Origin of the sequence: Mycolicibacterium mageritense (assembly GCF_010727475.1) — a bacterium.
Lineage (GTDB): Bacteria > Actinomycetota > Actinomycetes > Mycobacteriales > Mycobacteriaceae > Mycobacterium > Mycobacterium mageritense.
Genome location: NZ_AP022567.1, coordinates 5,830,021 through 5,846,734 on the forward strand (window position 1 = coordinate 5,830,021; position 16,714 = coordinate 5,846,734).

A 16,714-nucleotide genomic window follows, 5' to 3' on the forward strand; every position below is an offset into this window, starting at 1 on the left:
TAATGCGCAACAGGTGTGGCAGGGTAAGCCGGTGCGCGTAGCTGTGGTCGCAGGCCCCGATCCCGGACATGCTTTCCCGGCCATCGCGCTGTGCCTGAAACTCCTCGCGGCAGGTGATGCCCCGACCCTGTTCACCGGGGTCGAATGGCTCGACACCGCGCGGGACGCGGGGATCGACGCAGAAGAACTGGCGGGGCTGGATCCCACCGACGACGATGACGACGCCGACGCCGGGGAGAAGATTCACCGGCGCGCGGCGCGCATGGCCGTCCTCAATACCCCGCGGTTCGCCGAATTGGGTCTTGACCTGGTGGTTTCCGACGTCATCACGGCGTGCGGCGGGTTGGCCGCCGAGCTGCTCGGGCTGCCCTGGATCGAACTCGACCCGCACCCGCTCTACCTGCCGTCCAAGGGGTTGCCGCCGATCGGCAGCGGACTGGCACCGGGAGTCGGGCTCCGAGGCCGGCTGCGCGACACCGTGATGCGGGCGCTGACCGCGCGGTCGTGGCAGGAGGGCCTGCGCCAACGTGGCGCGGCGCGGGTGTCGATCGGGCTGCCCGCGGCCGACCCGGGACCGGTGCGCCGGTTGATCGCGACGCTGCCCGCACTGGAGGTGCCGCGCCCGGACTGGCCGGCCGAGGCCGTCTTGGTGGGACCGCTGCATTTCGAGCCGACCGCGGCGACGCTGGCGATTCCGCCCGGAACCGGGCCGGTCGTGATGGTGGCTCCGTCCACGGCCACCACCGGGACACAGGGCATGGCCGAATTGGTGCTCGACACGTTGCGTCCGGGCGACACGCTGCCCGAGGGGACACGCGTGGTCGTCTCGCGGCTCGGTGGAGCCGACCTCGACGTGCCGCCCTGGGCGACCGTGGGCCTCGGGCGCCAGGACGAACTGCTCGCGCATGCCGATCTGGCGATCTGTGGCGGCGGCCACGGAATGGTGGCCAAGGCGCTGCTCGCCGGTGTGCCCATGGTCGTCGTGCCCGGCGGGGGAGACCAGTGGGAGATCGCCAATCGTGTTGTACGCCAGGGCAGTGCGCGGTTGGTACGGCCCCTGACCGCGGATTCGTTGGCCGCCGCCGTCGGCACGGTGCTCGGTTCGCCGGGCTACCGCGAGGCCGCGCGGCGCGCCGGAGCGTCGGCCGCGGAGGTCGCGGATCCGGTACAGGTGTGCCACGACGCGCTCACCCTGGCTGGGTAGGTTGGTGGGCGTGCGGTTGACGGAATTCCACGAACTCCTGGACGGTCAGTTCGGCGCGATGCGGGGACGCTCGCTGCTCGTCGACCACGTGCTGACCGCTCTCGGCGGCCGGACCGGCGCCCAGGCCATCGAGGACGGCGTCGATCCGCGCGACGTGTGGCGGGCGTTGTGCGCGGACTTCGATGTCCCGCGCGATCAATGGTGACGCGCATCTTTTAGTGGATCGCTTCTAGGGGTATACCGGAGTTATGCGCCTGGGTGAGCACCCGCAACGGACACCGTTCTACGGTGTGCTGCTGGTCATCGGCGCTGTTCTGCTGTGCTGGCTGGTCGCCTCGACCTTGGGTGGCTGGCACGCGGCTGTCGGGTACTTCGTGGCGATCGGCGTCGGGGCGTTCGGGTTCGTCATGACGCTGCGGGATCTGGACGACTTCCCGCATTGGCGTAAGTGAGCGCGGCAGCTCTCACCGGGTATTTCCCCATCACCCGCGCCGTCTGCGGCGTGTCTCCTTGAATCGAACAGGTGTTCGTCTAGGCTGGGCAATGTTCGACGGCTAGATGCTGGTCAAGGCGACTTGTCGGTGGCTGCCTCTAGCGTCACGGCCAACTGATCGAAAACCGATCACCGAACATCACGAGGACGGAGACACTCATGGCGCCCCAGGCCCCCGATCGCGAAAAAGCCCTCGAGCTGGCGATGGCCCAGATCGACAAGAACTTCGGCAAAGGCTCGGTGATGCGCCTCGGCGAGGAAGTGCGTCAGCCGATCTCGGTCATTCCCACCGGATCCATCTCGCTCGACGTCGCACTCGGCATCGGCGGTCTGCCCCGCGGTCGTGTCGTCGAGATCTACGGCCCGGAATCCTCGGGTAAGACCACCGTCGCGCTGCACGCGGTGGCCAACGCCCAGGCCGCCGGCGGCATCGCGGCATTCATCGACGCCGAGCACGCGCTGGATCCCGAATACGCCAAGAAGCTCGGCGTGGACACCGATTCCCTGCTGGTGAGCCAGCCGGACACCGGTGAGCAGGCGCTGGAGATCGCCGACATGCTGGTGCGCTCGGGTGCCCTCGACATCCTGGTGATCGACTCGGTGGCCGCTCTGGTGCCGCGCGCCGAGATCGAGGGTGAGATGGGTGACAGCCACGTGGGTCTGCAGGCCCGTCTGATGAGCCAGGCGCTGCGGAAGATGACCGGTGCGCTGAACAACTCGGGCACCACCGCGATCTTCATCAACCAGCTCCGCGAGAAGATCGGTGTGATGTTCGGCTCACCCGAAACCACCACGGGTGGTAAGGCTTTGAAGTTCTACGCCTCGGTCCGCCTGGATGTCCGCCGCATCGAGACCCTCAAGGACGGTACCGACGCGGTCGGTAACCGCACCCGGGTCAAGGTCGTCAAGAACAAGGTTTCGCCGCCGTTCAAGCAGGCCGAGTTCGACATCCTCTACGGCCAGGGCATCAGCCGTGAGGGGTCGCTCATCGACATGGGTGTCGAGCACGGCTTCATCCGCAAGTCCGGATCCTGGTTCACCTACGAAGGTGAGCAGCTGGGTCAGGGCAAGGAGAACGCCCGTAAGTTCCTGCTGGAGAACGTCGATGTGGCCAACGAGATCGAGAAGAAGATCAAGGAGAAGCTCGGCATCGGTGCCGACGTGACCGCCGCGGCTGATGAAGCACTCCCGGCCCCAGTTGACTTCTGAGCCGGCTGACCAGCGCGGGGAGCAGGCGCAGGATCCTCGTAAACGCGAGGAACAGGCACGCGACGTGTGCCTGCGCCTGCTCACCGTGCGGGCACGGACCAGGGCCGAGCTGGAGGGCCAGCTGGCCAAGCGCGGCTATCCCGACGACGTCGGCGCGACAGTGCTCGATCGGCTGGCGCAGGTCGGGCTCATCGACGATGAGGACTTCGCCGAACAGTGGGTGCGCAGCCGTCACGCCAACGCGGGAAAGGGCAAGCGCGCCTTGGCCGTCGAGTTGCGCAAGAAGGGCGTCGACAACGACGTGATCGATGCGGCGCTCGCCGACCTGGATCCGGCTGCCGAACGGCAGCGTGCCGAGCAGTTGGTCCGCGACAAGCTGCGCCGTGAACGCCTCGCCGACGACGACGACCTCAAGGTGAGGCGCAGGCTGGTCGGCATGCTCGCCCGCCGCGGCTACAGCCAGTCGATGGCCTTCGACGTCGTCAGTGTCGAGTTGGCCAGCGAACGGGAGCGCCGCCGAGTCTGAGACCGGGCGGCCGGTCCCCGTCCGGTGGCGTCAGATCGAGCCGCCGGCACCCGCGCCGAACGATCCCTGGGTGATCGGCTGGATGTGCATGGGCTCGGGGCCGCGCCTGGCCCGGCGCATGCGTCCTTCCAGCCAGATGGCGAATCGGGACAGCGCGAAGTTGACACTGATCATCAAGATGGCGATCACGATCAGCGCGGGGATGTAGTTGCCGTAGGCAGAGCCGACCTGGGTGCCTTGGCGCACCATCTCCAGGAAGGTGATCTGGTACCCGATCGCGGTGTCCTTCAGGACGACCACCATCTGTGAGATCAGCACCGGCAGCATCGACGTGACGGCCTGGGGAAGCAGGATCAGCCGCATGGTCTGGCCCCAGCGCAGGCCGAGCGAGGACGCGGCCTCCGACTGTCCGCGGGGCAGCGCGTTGACGCCGGCCCGGACGATCTCGGCGATGACGGCGCCGTTGTACAGCGTCAGGCCTGTGATGACGCCCGCCAACGCCAGGTGCTTGGACAGGAACATGTCGTACTGCGCGTACAGAAAGTAGGCGAAGATCATCATGATCAGCACCGGCACCGCGCGGAAGAACTCGACCACGACCGCCGAGGGCAACCGGATCAGGGGATGCGTGGACAACCGCCCCACCCCCAGCAGAAACCCCAGCACGACCGCCAGCACGATCGACACGGCCGCGGCCGTCAGAGTGCCCTGAATACCGGGCAGGATGTAGGTCTTCCACAGGTTGGGCGTCAGGAACGGTTCCCACTTCGCGGCGGTGAGCTGGCCCTTGGACTCCAGCTTGGAGTACACCACCCAGACCACCAGCGCCGTGAGGACCAGTGTGACGGCCGTGACGACGCGGTTGCGCAGCAGCGCGCGCGGGCCGGGGGCGTCGAACAGAACCGATGTCCCGGTCACCTGGCCACCGCCAACCGCTTGCCGAGCCAGCTGAAGAACAACCCCATCGGCAGCGTCAGGATGACGAACCCGACCATGAAGATGGCGCCGATGTAGATCAGTGCTGCCTCGTTCTCGATCATCGTCTTCATCAACAATGCGGCCTCCGCGACGCCGATCGCCGACGCAATGGTCGTGTTTTTCGTCAACGCGATCAGCACCGACCCGAGCGGATTGATCACCGAGCGAAATGCCTGCGGCAGCAGAATCATTCGCAGGTTCTGACCGAACGTGAAACCCAACGACCGCGCCGCCTCGGCCTGGCCCAGTGGCACGGTGTTGACCCCCGAGCGCACCGTCTCGCACACGAACGCGGCGGTGTAGACGATGAACCCGAGCACGGCCAGCCGGAAATTGCTGTCTTCGATCGACGTCAGCGACGTCGAATCGACCAGCGTGATGCCCAGCGTCTGGGACAGCCCGAACGAGCAGAACAGGATGATCAGCGTCAAGGGCGTGTTGCGCACCACGTTGACGTAGAGGGTGCCGATCCAGTTGAGCATCGGCACCGGCGACAGCCGCATCGCAGCCAACAGTGTGCCCAGGATCAGTGCCCCGACAGCCGAATACACCGTCAACTGGATGGTGGTCCAGAACGCCTCGAGGATCTGGCTCTGGTACTTGCTGAACAGGTCCACGTCGGCCGGCGACCGCTTACTTGTCGACCGAAGGCGGCGTCGGCACGGTGATGCCTGCCGGTCCGAGGTTCTTCTCGAACGCGGCCTTCCACGCGCCGTCCTTCTCCATCTTGGTGATCGCGTCGTTGATCTTGGTGCGCAGCTCGGTGTCGCCCTTCTTCAGGCCGATGCCGTAGCGCTCTTCCGAGAACGTTCCGCCCACCACCTTGAAGGTGCCGGGGCTCTGCGCGGCGTAGCCGGCGAGGATCACCTCATCGGTGGTCACCGCGTCGATCGCGCCGTTCTTCAACGCTTCGACGCATGCCGAGTAGGTGTCGTACTGCTGCAGCTGGACACCCGGGTACTTGTCCTTGATGCGCTGCGCGGGTGTGGAACCCGACACCGAGCACAGCTTCTTGTTGTTCTGCAAAGACTCCGCGCCGGTGATGTCGGTGTTGTCGGCCTTGACCAACAGGCTCTGCCCGGTGATCAGGTACGGCCCGGCGAAGTCGACCTTCTCCTTGCGGGCGTCGGTGATCGAGTAGGTCGCGACGATGTATTTGACCTGGTCGTTCTGGATCAGGGTCTCGCGCTGGCCGGACGGGGATTCCTTCCACTCGATCTGGTCCTCGTTGTAACCGAGTTCCTTGGCGACGTACTTCGCCACGTCGACGTCGAATCCGCTCATGGTGCCGTCGGGGTTCTTCAGACCCAGTCCGGGCTGGTCGTACTTGGTGCCGATGACGATCTTGTTGCCTTCGTCGCCACCACCGCCGCAGGCGGTCGCGGTGAGCGGAAGTGCGACCGCGAGTGCGACGGCACCGATCAGCTTGAACGACACAGTGGGCATGGTTCTGGTTCCTTTCACCTTCAGCATTAGTGATGGAGAATCTTGCCGAGAAAATCCTTGGCCCGGTCGGACTTCGGATTGTCGAAAAACTCGCTGGGTTCGGCGTCTTCGACGATCGCGCCGTCGGCCATGAACACCACGCGATGCGAGGCGCGGCGGGCGAAACCCATCTCGTGGGTGACCACGATCATCGTCATACCCTCACCCGCCAACGAGGTCATCACCGCGAGCACCTCGTTGATCATCTCGGGATCGAGCGCACTGGTCGGCTCGTCGAACAGCATGACCTTGGGGTTCATCGCGAGTGACCGGGCGATCGCGACCCGCTGCTGCTGCCCGCCGGACAGCTGGGCGGGGTACTTGTCGGCCTGGTTGGCCACGCCGACCCGCTCCAGCAGCGCCATCGCCTTGTCGCGCGCCTCGGCCTTGGACTTGCGGCGCACCTTGACGGGCGCGAGCGTGACATTCTCCAGAATTGTCTTGTGCGCGAACAGGTTGAACGACTGGAACACCATGCCGACGTCTGAGCGCAGCTGGGCCAGCTTGCGGCCCTCGGCAGGCATGAGCTGACCGTCGACGGTGATGGTGCCGGAGTCGATGGTCTCCAGTCGGTTGATCGTGCGGCACAGCGTCGACTTGCCCGAACCCGACGGTCCCAGCACCACCACGACTTGGCCGCGGGCCACCTCGAGGTTGATGTCCTTGAGCACATGCAGGGATCCGAAGTGCTTGTTGACTGCCTGGAGTGAAATCATCGGCACGTCGGACGGCACCGGATTGTTGACCTGCGGCTGCGCGCCGGGGCTTCCCATGGCAGGTGACCTTACCCAGGGAATGCGCAGCTTGCCTGCATCTTGTGAATCCGCGCGGTTAACGTTGTCGTCGCCTCCGTACCATTGGGGCCGTGACTTCGACGGTGACCCGGGATGCGGCGGCAGAGCGCGCTGCTGATTCCTCGTCGGGCCCACGCACATACCAGGTCCGCACCTACGGCTGCCAGATGAACGTCCACGATTCGGAGCGGTTGTCAGGGCTGCTGGAATCCGCTGGTTATGAGCGTGCCGCCGACGGGGCCGACGCCGACATCGTGGTGTTCAACACCTGTGCGGTGCGTGAGAACGCGGACAACAAGCTCTACGGCAATCTCAGCCACCTGGCTCCCCGCAAGCAGTCGGACCCCAACATGCAGATCGCGGTGGGCGGATGCCTGGCGCAGAAGGACCGCGATACGGTGCTGAAGAAGGCGCCGTGGGTCGACGTGGTGTTCGGCACCCACAACATCGGCTCGTTGCCGACGCTGCTGGAGCGGGCCCGGCACAATCGCGAAGCCCAGGTCGAGATCGTCAACGCACTGCAGGAATTCCCGTCGACGCTGCCGGCGGCGCGCGAGTCCGCTTACGCCGCATGGGTTTCCATCTCGGTGGGCTGTAACAACACGTGTACGTTCTGCATCGTGCCCTCGCTGCGCGGCAAAGAGGTCGACCGCAGGCCCGGTGACATCCTGGCCGAGGTGCAGGCCCTGGTCGACCAGGGTGTGCTCGAGGTCACGCTGCTGGGGCAGAACGTGAATGCCTACGGCGTGTCGTTTTCGGACGAGCGCTTGCGCGAGGATCCGACAACTCCGCCGGAGTTGCCGCGTGACCGCGGCGCGTTCGCGAAGCTGCTGCGCGCGTGCGGCGGCATCGACGGGCTCGAACGTGTCCGGTTCACCTCACCACATCCGGCCGAGTTCACCGAAGACGTGATCGAGGCCATGGCCGAAACCCCGAATGTGTGCCCGACACTGCACATGCCGTTGCAATCGGGTTCCGACCGCATCCTCAAGGCGATGCGGCGGTCGTACCGGGCGGAACGGTATCTCGGCATCATCGACAAGGTGCGTGCCGCGATTCCGCACGCCGCGATCACCACCGACCTGATCGTCGGCTTCCCGGGCGAGACCGAAGAAGACTTCCAGGCCACCCTTGACGTGGTCGAACGGTCGCGATTCGCGAGCGCGTTCACCTTCCAGTACTCGATCCGCCCCGGCACCCCGGCCGCCGACATGCCCGACCAGTTGCCGAAAGCCGTTGTGACCGAGCGCTATCAGCGGCTGATCGAACTGCAGGAACGAATCTCGCTGCAGGAGAACCAGGCTCAGGTCGGCCGGGAGGTCGAGCTGCTCGTCGCCACCGGCGAGGGCCGCAAGGACGCCAGCACGGCCCGGATGTCGGGCCGGGCCCGCGACGGCCGGCTCGTGCATTTCGCGCCTGGGACCGGCGACATCCGCCCCGGCGACATCGTCGTCACCACCGTCACCGGCGCCGCGCCGCACCACTTGATCGCCGACGCCCCGATCGCGGCGCACCGGCGCACGCGGGCCGGGGACGCGCACGCGGCGGGACAGCGGCCGCGCACCGGCGTCGGCCTGGGAATGCCACGGATCGGTGTGCCTGCACCCGCACCCGCGGCGGGAGGATGTGGCAGTTGAGCAACGAGGGTGACTTCGATCAGTTCAAAGGTGACCTCGACGCCGTCGAACGCAAGATCGCCCGCGAGTTCGACCCCGGCCCGCGGGCCTTGGTGGTGGCGATCCTCGTCTTCGTCGTCCTGATCTCGTTCGTGCTGCCGCACACCGGGTCCAGCAAGGGTTTCGACGTGCTGGTCGGTGACGCCACCGCGATCGCCGACGGGATCTCGCTGCCGTCACGCGTGTTCACCTGGCTGGCCCTGGTGTTCTCGGTGGGGTTCTCGACGTTGGCGCTGCTGACCCGGCGCTGGGCGTTGGCCTGGATCGCGCTGGCCGGATCGGCTGTCGCGAGCGCGCTCGGCATGTTGGCGGTGTGGTCGCGCCAGACCGCGGTCGGCCATCCGGGGCCGGGGATCGGGCTCATCATCGCGTGGATCGCGGTGGTCGTGCTGACCTTCCACTGGGCCCGCGTGGTGTGGTCGCGCACCGCGGTTCAGCTGGCCGCCGAGGAGGAGCGCAGGCAGGCCGCCGCCAAGCGCGCGCAGCGCGGCCTGCTCGACGACGTCGCCGACAATGGCGGTGTCACCGGCAACGACGACTCGGACGACACCGACCCCGGCGGCGACAAGCCGGATCGGCCCTAGCGGCGCTTCTCCAGCGACTCGGCCGCCGCGTCGGCCCACTGGCGCCACTGCTCGGCGCTGGCCCGCGCGGCCTCGGCGTCTTTCGTGCGGCCCGCGGCCTCGGCCTTCTCGGCCTGCCGCTCGTACTGCTCGACTCGGGCCCGGAACTGGTCGGCGCGGGCCTTGGCCTCCGGGTCGACCCCACCCGTGGGAGCGTCGCGGATCTTCTTCTCCACGGCGCGCAGGCGCCGTTCCAGATCAGCGCTGCGCTCACGCGGTACCTTGCCGATCGCGTCCCACTTGTCGCCGATGGTCCGCAGCGCCGCGCGGGCGGCGTCGAGGTCGCTGGTGTCGATCTTCTCGGCCTCGGCGAGCAGGGCTTCCTTCGCGGCGGCGTTCGCCTTGAATTCGGCGTCCCGTTCGGCGTTGGCGGCGTTGCGTGCCGAGAAGAACGTGTCCTGCGCGGCCTTGAACCGCTGCCACAACGCGTCGTCGACGTCCTTGGACGCCCGGCCCGCGGCCTTCCACTCGGCCAGCAGATCCCGGAAGGCGGCCCCGGTAGCGCCCCAGTCGGTCGAGCCGACGAGTTCCTCGGCGCGCTGACACAGCGCCTCCTTGGCCTGGCGGGCCCCGACCCGGCCGCGGTCGAGCTCGGCGAAATGCGAACCGCGACGGCGGTTGAAGGTCTCCCTGGCCGCCGAATAACGCTTCCACAGCGCGTCGTCGGTCTTACGGTCCAGGCCCGTGATGGTGCGCCACTCGTCGAGGATTTCCCGCAGGCGGTCACCTGCGGCCTTCCACTGCGTGGCGTTGGCGGCCAGATCCTCGGCTTCGGCGGCGAGTGCCTCCTTGCGGGCGGTCTGCGCGGCGCGCTGTTCGTCGCGGTGCGCCCGCTCGGTCTGCGCGGCCGCGTCGGCCTGCTCCAGGATCGCCGACAACCGCGCCTCGAGCGCGTCGACATCGCCGAGAACCGCTGCGGTGGGCAGGCTTTCGGCCAGCGACGCGGCAGCCGACTTGATCTTGCGCGCGTCTCCGGTGCCGGAGGTGAGCCGACGTTCGAGCAGCGCCACCTCGGTGTGCAGATCGTCGAAGCGCCTGCCGAAGTGCGCGTATGCCGACTCGGTGTCACCGGCCTGCCAGGAGCCGATCACGCGCTCGCCGGATCCGGTGATGAGCCACACCGTGCCGTCGTCGTCCACGCGGCCGAACCGGTGCGGATCGCTCGTGGGTGCGACGGGAACAACCGGGGCGGTCTTGCTGGGGTGGGGCACCGGGCGAGGTCGCCCGGGTCGAGGGGTGGGTTTGGGGGCAGCTCCGCCTGGACCGCTGGTTGTCATATCCACTCCTCCGTACTCCGCGCAGTTGCCCACGCACCTGCCGCGCAACGCGGCGCCCGATTGCTGTTTCCGATCGCTATTCAAGCAGGTCGTGTTGTGTCCTGCCCATGCCTTTAGGCTCAATGGCTCCACAAACTCTGGAGGACGCCGGTGGCCAAGGCTGATTTCGCCGCGCTACTCGCGCTGGGAGCAGCACTGTTCATCGCGATCGGCGACGTCATCCACCTGCGCTCGGCACACGGGGTCAGCGATGCGCCCGCGGGCCAATTCGGCCTGTTCACCCGGCTCTTGCGGGATCCGCGATGGTGGTCGGGCAGCCTGGTCGCGGCCGTCGGATTCGCGCTGCAGGCCGCCGCACTCGGGCTGGGCTCGGTGTTGCTGGTACAGGCCCTGCTGGTGACGTCGCTGCTGTTCGCGCTGCCGATCAACGCGTGGCTCAACCATCGGCGAGTGACCCGGTGGCAGTGGCTGTGGGCCGCGCTGCTCGCCGCTTCGGTCGCGGTGATCGTCACCGTGGGCAACCCGACGGCGGGCCACGCCCGTGGTGCGTGGGAGACCTGGGCGGTCGTGATCGTCGTGCTCGGCTCGGTGCTCGCGCTGTGCCTGCTCGGCGCCCGGCTCGGATCCGGACCGGTCAGCGCGGTGCTGCTGGCCGTGGTGTCCGGTGTGCTGTGGGGCGTGTTCGCGGTGCTGACCAAAGGCGTGGTGGACCGGCTGGACCACGGGGTCTGGGCGCTGCTCGCGGCACCCGAGCTGTACGTGTGGGCCGCTGTCGCAGTGGCAGGCACGGCGGTGCAACAGTCGTCGTTCCGCGCAGGTGCGCTCACCGCGTCGTTGCCGACCATGACGGTCACCGAACCCGTGGTGGCATCGGCACTGGGCATCGCCGTGCTCGGCGAGACGCTGCGACCCGGGGACACGGGCTGGTTGGTGCTGATCGTCGCGATCGGCGCGATGGTGCTGGCCACCGCGGCATTGGCCCGCGGGGAGGCCGCCAGCGAACAGTCGGTGGCCGGCGAGCACTAGTTTGGACGCGTGCTGAGTGCCATCGCGATCATCCCGTCGGCACCCGTCCTGGTTCCGCAACTGGCCGGTGCGGCCGCCGCAGAGGTCGCCGACCTGCGCGCGGCGGTGATCGACGCCGCGAAGACACTGCCCAGGCGCTGGGTCGCGGTCGGTGTCGGCGCGTGCGATCGCGTGGTGGGACCGGAGTCGAGCGGGACGTTCGCCGGGTACGGCGTCGACGTGCCGGTGACGTTGGGCCCGGCGGGCGGCGCCCCCACCGAACTGCCACTGTGCGCGCTCATCGCGGGCTGGGTGCGCGCACTGGCCGGTGCCGACGTCCGCGCCGAGGTCCGTGCGTACGCCGAATCCCACTCGGCTGACAGCGCGCTCGACCACGGCCGACGCCTGCGATCCGAGATCGACGAATCCGCCGACGCCGTCGGTGTTCTCGTCGTCGCCGACGGTGCCAACACGCTCACACCGCCCGCGCCGGGCGGTTACGACCCGGAGTCGGTGGCCGTGCAGCGCGAGCTCGACGACGCGTTGGCTGCGGGCGATGCGGCCGTCCTGACCCGCTTGCCGGCCGCTGTCCTCGGCCGCGTCGCGTATCAGGTGCTGGCCGGCCTGTGCGAACCCGCGCCGCGATCGGCGCGCGAGCTCTACCGGGGCGCGCCGTACGGCGTCGGATACTTCGTGGGGGTGTGGACGCCATGAGACCGCTGGCCGTGATCGGACCGACCGGTACCGGCAAATCCGCGCTGGCGCTGGAGCTCGCCGAACAACTCGGTGGCGAAATCGTGAATGCCGACGCGATGCAGCTCTACCGCGGCATGGACATCGGCACCGCCAAGCTTGCGCCTGCCGAGCGCCGCGGCATCCCGCATCACCAACTCGACGTGCTCGACGTCACCGAGACCGCGACCGTGGCCCGCTACCAGGAAGCCGCGGCAGCCGACGTCGAGGCCATCGCGGCGCGTGGCGCGGTGCCCGTCATCGTCGGCGGATCCATGCTCTACATCCAGTCGCTGCTCGACGAATGGGCGTTCCCGGCCACCGATCCGGTGGTGCGCGCCCGCTGGGAGAATCGGCTCGCCCAGGTCGGCGTCGCAGCGCTGCACGCCGAGCTGACCCGGGTCGATCCCGCGGCGGGGGCGTCGATCCTGCCCACCGACGGCAGGCGCATCGTGCGGGCGCTGGAGGTCGTCGAGCTGACGGGGCAGCCGTTCGCGGCGTCGGCGCCGACCATCGGAGCGCCGCGTTGGGACACCGCGATCATCGGATTGGATTGGGACACAGCGATTCTCGATGAGCGTCTGGCGTTGCGCACCGAGAAGATGTTCGCCGACGGGCTGGTGGGCGAGGTGCGATCGTTGATCGACCGGGGCCTGCGCGACGGGGTCACCGCGGCGCGGGCCCTGGGCTATGCGCAGGTGCTCGCCGACCTCGACGCGGGGGGAGACGGCTCGGCCGCACAGGAGCCGACGTTCATCGGTACGCGCCGCTACGTGCGGCGGCAGCGGTCCTGGTTCCGCCGCGACCACCGGGTGGTGTGGCTGGACGGCGCCGCCGACGGATTGGTGGCCGAAGCCCTGCGCGTGTGGCGGCACGTATCCTGAACAGGTGATCTTCGCCAAGGGGCACGGCACCCAGAACGACTTCGTGGTGCTGCCCGACCTCGATGCCCAGCTGTCGCTGGCGCCGGCCGCGGTGGCCGCGCTGTGCGACCGGCGCCGGGGTCTGGGCGCCGACGGCGTGCTGCGCGTGACGACGGCAGGCGCCGCGCTGGCCGCCGGTGTGTTCGATCGCATCCCCGACGGCGTGGCCGCCGGCGACTGGTACATGGACTACCGCAACGCCGACGGCTCGATCGCGCAGATGTGCGGCAACGGTGTCCGGGTGTTCGCGCACTATCTGCGGGCCTCGGGGCTGGAATCGGCCGACGAGTTCGTGGTCGGCTCGCTGGCGGGGCCACGGCCGGTGGTGCTGCATCGCGCCGATGCCACCGAGGCCGAGGTGACTGTCGAGATGGGCAAGGCCAACCGGTTCGGCACCGGATCGGCAACCGTCGGCGGCCGCACCTTCACGGGGCTGGCCGTCGACGTCGGGAACCCGCACCTGGCGTGTGTCGGGGTGACCGCGGACGAGTTGGCGGCCCTCGATGTCGGGGCGCCCGTGTCATTCGACACCCAGCTGTTTCCCGGCGGGGTCAACATCGAGATCTTGACCGCGCCGGTCGACGGCGCGGTGGCCATGCGCGTGCACGAACGCGGCGTGGGCGAAACCCGGTCATGTGGAACCGGAACCGTCGCGGCCACGGTCGCGGCGCTGGCACATCAGGGCGCCGACACCGGCACCCTGCAGGTGCGGATACCCGGCGGCGAGGTGACGGTGACCGTCACCGAATCCACCAGCTATCTGCGTGGGCCATCGGTTCTGCTGGCCCGCGGTGAACTGTCCGAGGAGTGGTGGACCGCTGTACACGCGTAATTGGGATGCACAACCGGAGCTGACCGTGTCAACCTGTATTCACATATGACGTATCCAGAAACACCCAGCACCGGTGAGCTGGCCCTTGAGGACCGCGCATCGTTGCGCCGCGTCGCCGGACTCTCCACCGAACTTGCCGACGTCACCGAGGTCGAATACCGCCAGCTCCGCCTGGAACGGGTCGTGCTGGTCGGTGTGTGGACCGACGGCAGCGCGGCCGACGCCGACGCCAGCCTCGCCGAACTCGCGGCCCTGGCCGAGACCGCGGGCTCCGAAGTGCTCGAAGGTTTGATCCAACGCCGCGACAAGCCGGACCCGTCCACCTACATCGGCTCGGGCAAGGCCGCCGAACTGCGGGAAGTGGTGCTGGCCACCGGGGCCGACACCGTGATCTGCGACGGCGAGCTGTCGCCGGCTCAGCTCAACGCGCTGGAGAAGGCCGTCAAGGTCAAGGTCATCGACCGCACGGCGCTGATCCTCGACATCTTTGCCCAGCACGCCACGAGCCGCGAAGGCAAGGCCCAGGTGTCGCTGGCCCAGATGGAGTACATGCTGCCCAGGCTGCGCGGCTGGGGTGAATCGATGTCCCGGCAGGCCGGCGGCCGGGCCGGCGGCGCGGGTGGCGGTGTGGGCACCCGTGGTCCCGGCGAGACCAAGATCGAGACCGACCGTCGGCGGATCCGCGAGCGGATGGCCAAGCTGCGCCGCGAGATCCGCGACATGAAGAAGATCCGCGACACGCAGCGCAGCCGGCGCCTCTCGGCCGACGTGGCCTCGGTGGCCATCGTCGGATACACCAACGCCGGCAAGTCGAGCCTGCTCAATGCCTTGACCGGGGCGGGCGTGCTCGTCGAGAACGCGTTGTTCGCGACGCTCGAACCCACCACGCGCCGTGGCGAATTCGACGACGGCAGGCCGTTCGTACTGACCGACACCGTGGGCTTCGTGCGGCACCTGCCCACGCAGCTGGTCGAGGCGTTCCGGTCCACGCTCGAGGAAGTGGTCGATGCCGATCTGCTGGTGCACGTGGTCGACGGCTCAGACGCCAACCCGCTCGCGCAGATCAGCGCGGTGCGGCAGGTGATCAGCGATGTGATCGCCGAGCACGACGGGCGTCGAGCGCCGGAACTGTTGGTGGTCAACAAGATCGACGCGACCGGTGATCTCGCGCTGGCCCAGTTGCGGCGCGCGCTGCCCGACGCGGTGTTCGTCTCAGCGCACACGGGTGACGGCCTGGAGCGGCTGCGGCAGCGGATGGGGGAGTTGGTCGAGCCGACCGACACCATGGTCGACGTGACCATTCCCTACGACCGCGGCGACCTGGTGGCCAAAGTCCACGCCGACGGTCGTGTCGACGCGACCGAGCACACGGCCGACGGCACCAGGATCAAGGCCCGCGTGCCGGTGGCCCTGGCGGCCAGTCTCGGGGAGTACACCACCTTCTGAGTGCTCGGCGGTCAGGCCGCGGGCTTGGACTCCGGCTTGTCCGCGGTGGTGTCCTTTGCCGAGGTGTCGGCCTTGTCCTGACCGAGGGCCTTACGGACCGTGGTGCCGAGCGACTTGGCGAAGTCGCGCACCGGGTGGCCCTTGATGCCAAGGGCTTTCCGCAGCGACGGCCGCTGCTGTTCGGTGCCGTTCTCGTCGGGCAGCGTCAGCCCGTCCTTCGGCTTGGCGATCGCGCTGAGCCGCAGGACCGGCTTGCGGTCGGGCTTGGCCACAACCGTGTCCTGCTCGTGGGCGGCGACGGTCTGCGTCGTCGGAACCTTTGCGGTGTCCGCGGATTCGGTCGGGTCGCTCCAGCCGGGCAGTGGATCCAGCCCGGGGTTGCGGGCCGCGTCGATGCCCTCGGGGATGTCGTTGACGAGGTCGGTCGCCAATTTCACCGGGTCGACCTTCGGGACCAGCTGGAACGGTGTCGGAGCGCCGTAATCGCGACGGTCGTAACCGGTTTCGATCAGGGTCTGCATGGCGGGCGAGACTAGGTCGACGACGGGTACCACGACTGCCGACGTTCCGGTCGCCGCACCGATGTCGATCAGCGGCTGCATGATCGGCAGGTACTTGGCCGGCAGTGTGAGGTAGCGCGTGTCGCCGTGCACCTGGCAGTGGGTCTCTTCGGTGCAGCTTGCCCTGGCGTTGTCGACGGCGGCCTGTACCTGCTCGGGCGTGTAGCCGTAGGGCGTCGCGGTCGGCTCGTCGCTGCCCTTCGGGGCCAGGTAGGTGCCGTGCACGTATTCGAATCCTGCGACCGCGTTGGCCAGCGCGAGCGGGTTGAGCACCCAGGACGGCGCGTCGGCCACGCCGTCGTACTGCAACGCGATGTCGTCGGTGTTGATCGTGCCTTCCGGTGCGGTGTCGGTCCGTGTCGGATTGCCGAAGGTCGCGTCGAGGATGGGGACTGTGCCCAGGAGCGCGAGCCGTTCGAAGAGCCCACCGTTCGGCCGGTTGGGGTCACCGATCAGGACGAACGAGATGTTGTCGGGAATGGTGCCGTCGTTGTCGTCGGCAAGCTGGTTCTTGACGATGCCGGCGACGGTGGCGCCCTGTGAATAGCCGAATATGACAACGGATTCGCCTTCGGGCACCGCGCCGAGTTTGTCGTTGAGGCTCGCCACGCCGCTTGCCACCGAGACGTTCCACTTCGCGCCTTCGAGGCCACCCCATCCCGCGAACGGGAACGGCCAGAACTGCGCGATGTACGGAACGCCGACGCACGTGACGTCAGAGCACGTGCTGCCCGGGGCGACGTAATACTGGACGGCGTGGTCCTCGTAGTTCTGGGACAGGGCAGGATTCGGGGTACCCGTGCCGGGAACCACCAGGACCGTTGAGCTGAGCACCACCTCGGCCGTGAGCGTGGCGGTGACCCCGATCGCGGCGGAGCCGGACACCGCGACCGCGGCGACCAGCAGGGACCGGGCAGCGCAACGGGCTGAGATTCGCATCGGCCTGCATCT

Annotated in this window: 18 protein-coding genes; 12 read left to right on the plus strand and 6 right to left on the minus strand. The window is 68.3% G+C overall.

Annotated elements, in window-relative coordinates:
* The first annotated feature begins 31 nt into the window (after positions 1 to 31).
* From G6N67_RS28115 to recX, 5 genes are all read left to right on the plus strand, one after another.
* Positions 32 to 1,204 (plus strand): glycosyltransferase, encoded by a 1,173-nt coding sequence (locus G6N67_RS28115; RefSeq protein ID WP_036438412.1) that lies wholly within the window; start codon positions 32 to 34, stop codon positions 1,202 to 1,204.
* 10 nt (positions 1,205 to 1,214) lie between these two features.
* The gene (locus tag G6N67_RS28120; RefSeq protein WP_036437105.1) at positions 1,215 to 1,409 is read left to right on the plus strand and encodes a DUF3046 domain-containing protein; all 195 of its coding nucleotides are present in this window, start codon (positions 1,215 to 1,217) and stop codon (positions 1,407 to 1,409) included.
* A 43-nt stretch (positions 1,410 to 1,452) separates the two neighbouring features.
* Positions 1,453 to 1,656: a hypothetical protein gene (locus G6N67_RS28125; RefSeq protein ID WP_036437106.1), complete on the plus strand. Its 204-nt coding sequence runs from the start codon at positions 1,453 to 1,455 to the stop codon at positions 1,654 to 1,656.
* Positions 1,657 to 1,856: 200 nt separating this feature from the next.
* Complete coding sequence (gene recA, locus G6N67_RS28130; RefSeq protein WP_036437110.1) at positions 1,857 to 2,906, plus strand: recombinase RecA; 1,050 nt, start codon at positions 1,857 to 1,859, stop codon at positions 2,904 to 2,906.
* Positions 2,875 to 3,432, plus strand: coding sequence for a recombination regulator RecX (gene recX, locus G6N67_RS28135; protein WP_036437113.1), 558 nt, complete (start codon positions 2,875 to 2,877; stop codon positions 3,430 to 3,432). Before recA ends, recX begins: the two co-directional genes overlap by 32 nt.
* Positions 3,433 to 3,462: 30 nt before the next feature.
* Here the strand turns inward: recX and G6N67_RS28140 are convergent, their stop codons facing one another.
* The 4 genes from G6N67_RS28140 to G6N67_RS28155 are packed head-to-tail and all read right to left on the minus strand — an operon-like array spanning position 3,463 to position 6,611.
* Positions 3,463 to 4,350, minus strand: coding sequence for an amino acid ABC transporter permease (locus G6N67_RS28140; RefSeq protein WP_036437114.1), 888 nt, complete (start codon positions 4,348 to 4,350; stop codon positions 3,463 to 3,465).
* The gene (locus tag G6N67_RS28145) at positions 4,347 to 5,027 is read right to left on the minus strand and encodes an amino acid ABC transporter permease (protein ID WP_036437117.1); all 681 of its coding nucleotides are present in this window, start codon (positions 5,025 to 5,027) and stop codon (positions 4,347 to 4,349) included. The genes G6N67_RS28140 and G6N67_RS28145 overlap by 4 nt, the downstream gene beginning before the upstream one ends.
* 16 nt (positions 5,028 to 5,043) lie before the next feature.
* Positions 5,044 to 5,856: a glutamate ABC transporter substrate-binding protein gene (locus G6N67_RS28150; protein WP_036438414.1), complete on the minus strand. Its 813-nt coding sequence runs from the start codon at positions 5,854 to 5,856 to the stop codon at positions 5,044 to 5,046.
* A 26-nt stretch (positions 5,857 to 5,882) separates the two neighbouring features.
* Positions 5,883 to 6,611, minus strand: coding sequence for an amino acid ABC transporter ATP-binding protein (locus G6N67_RS28155; protein ID WP_036438416.1), 729 nt, complete (start codon positions 6,609 to 6,611; stop codon positions 5,883 to 5,885).
* Between the two features lie 149 nt (positions 6,612 to 6,760).
* Here G6N67_RS28155 and miaB point away from each other — a divergent pair, with 149 nt between their 5' ends.
* Positions 6,761 to 8,326 (plus strand): tRNA (N6-isopentenyl adenosine(37)-C2)-methylthiotransferase MiaB, encoded by a 1,566-nt coding sequence (gene miaB, locus G6N67_RS28160; RefSeq protein ID WP_036437120.1) that lies wholly within the window; start codon positions 6,761 to 6,763, stop codon positions 8,324 to 8,326.
* Positions 8,314 to 8,949, plus strand: a complete 636-nt coding sequence (locus G6N67_RS28165) for an Rv2732c family membrane protein (RefSeq protein WP_036437121.1) — start codon at positions 8,314 to 8,316, stop codon at positions 8,947 to 8,949. The genes miaB and G6N67_RS28165 overlap by 13 nt, the downstream gene beginning before the upstream one ends.
* On the opposite strand, the gene G6N67_RS28170 is transcribed toward G6N67_RS28165, so the two are convergent.
* Positions 8,946 to 10,265 carry a DUF349 domain-containing protein gene (locus G6N67_RS28170; protein ID WP_073917081.1) on the minus strand — a complete coding sequence of 440 codons (1,320 nt, stop codon included), beginning with the start codon at positions 10,263 to 10,265 and terminating at the stop codon, positions 8,946 to 8,948. The genes G6N67_RS28165 and G6N67_RS28170 overlap by 4 nt on opposite strands.
* A 150-nt stretch (positions 10,266 to 10,415) precedes the next feature.
* Between G6N67_RS28170 and G6N67_RS28175 the strand changes: the two genes are divergently transcribed.
* The 5 genes from G6N67_RS28175 to hflX are packed head-to-tail and all read left to right on the plus strand — an operon-like array spanning position 10,416 to position 15,203.
* A complete protein-coding gene (locus G6N67_RS28175; protein WP_036437124.1) occupies positions 10,416 to 11,291 on the plus strand; it encodes a DMT family transporter in 876 nt (291 codons plus the stop codon).
* A gap of 9 nt (positions 11,292 to 11,300) precedes the next feature.
* Positions 11,301 to 11,984 carry a class III extradiol ring-cleavage dioxygenase family protein gene (locus G6N67_RS28180; RefSeq protein WP_036437126.1) on the plus strand — a complete coding sequence of 228 codons (684 nt, stop codon included), beginning with the start codon at positions 11,301 to 11,303 and terminating at the stop codon, positions 11,982 to 11,984.
* Entirely contained in the window at positions 11,981 to 12,886 is a 906-nt protein-coding gene (gene miaA, locus G6N67_RS28185) for a tRNA (adenosine(37)-N6)-dimethylallyltransferase MiaA (protein ID WP_036438420.1), read from the plus strand. Before G6N67_RS28180 ends, miaA begins: the two co-directional genes overlap by 4 nt.
* 4 nt (positions 12,887 to 12,890) lie before the next feature.
* A complete protein-coding gene (gene dapF, locus G6N67_RS28190) occupies positions 12,891 to 13,757 on the plus strand; it encodes a diaminopimelate epimerase (protein WP_036437128.1) in 867 nt (288 codons plus the stop codon).
* A gap of 45 nt (positions 13,758 to 13,802) precedes the next feature.
* On the plus strand, positions 13,803 to 15,203 hold the full coding sequence (gene hflX / locus G6N67_RS28195) for a GTPase HflX (protein ID WP_036437131.1): 1,401 nt from the start codon (positions 13,803 to 13,805) through the stop codon (positions 15,201 to 15,203).
* An 11-nt stretch (positions 15,204 to 15,214) separates the two neighbouring features.
* On the opposite strand, the gene G6N67_RS28200 is transcribed toward hflX, so the two are convergent.
* Entirely contained in the window at positions 15,215 to 16,702 is a 1,488-nt protein-coding gene (locus G6N67_RS28200; RefSeq protein ID WP_036437134.1) for a PE-PPE domain-containing protein, read from the minus strand.
* Positions 16,703 to 16,714 lie beyond the last annotated feature (12 nt).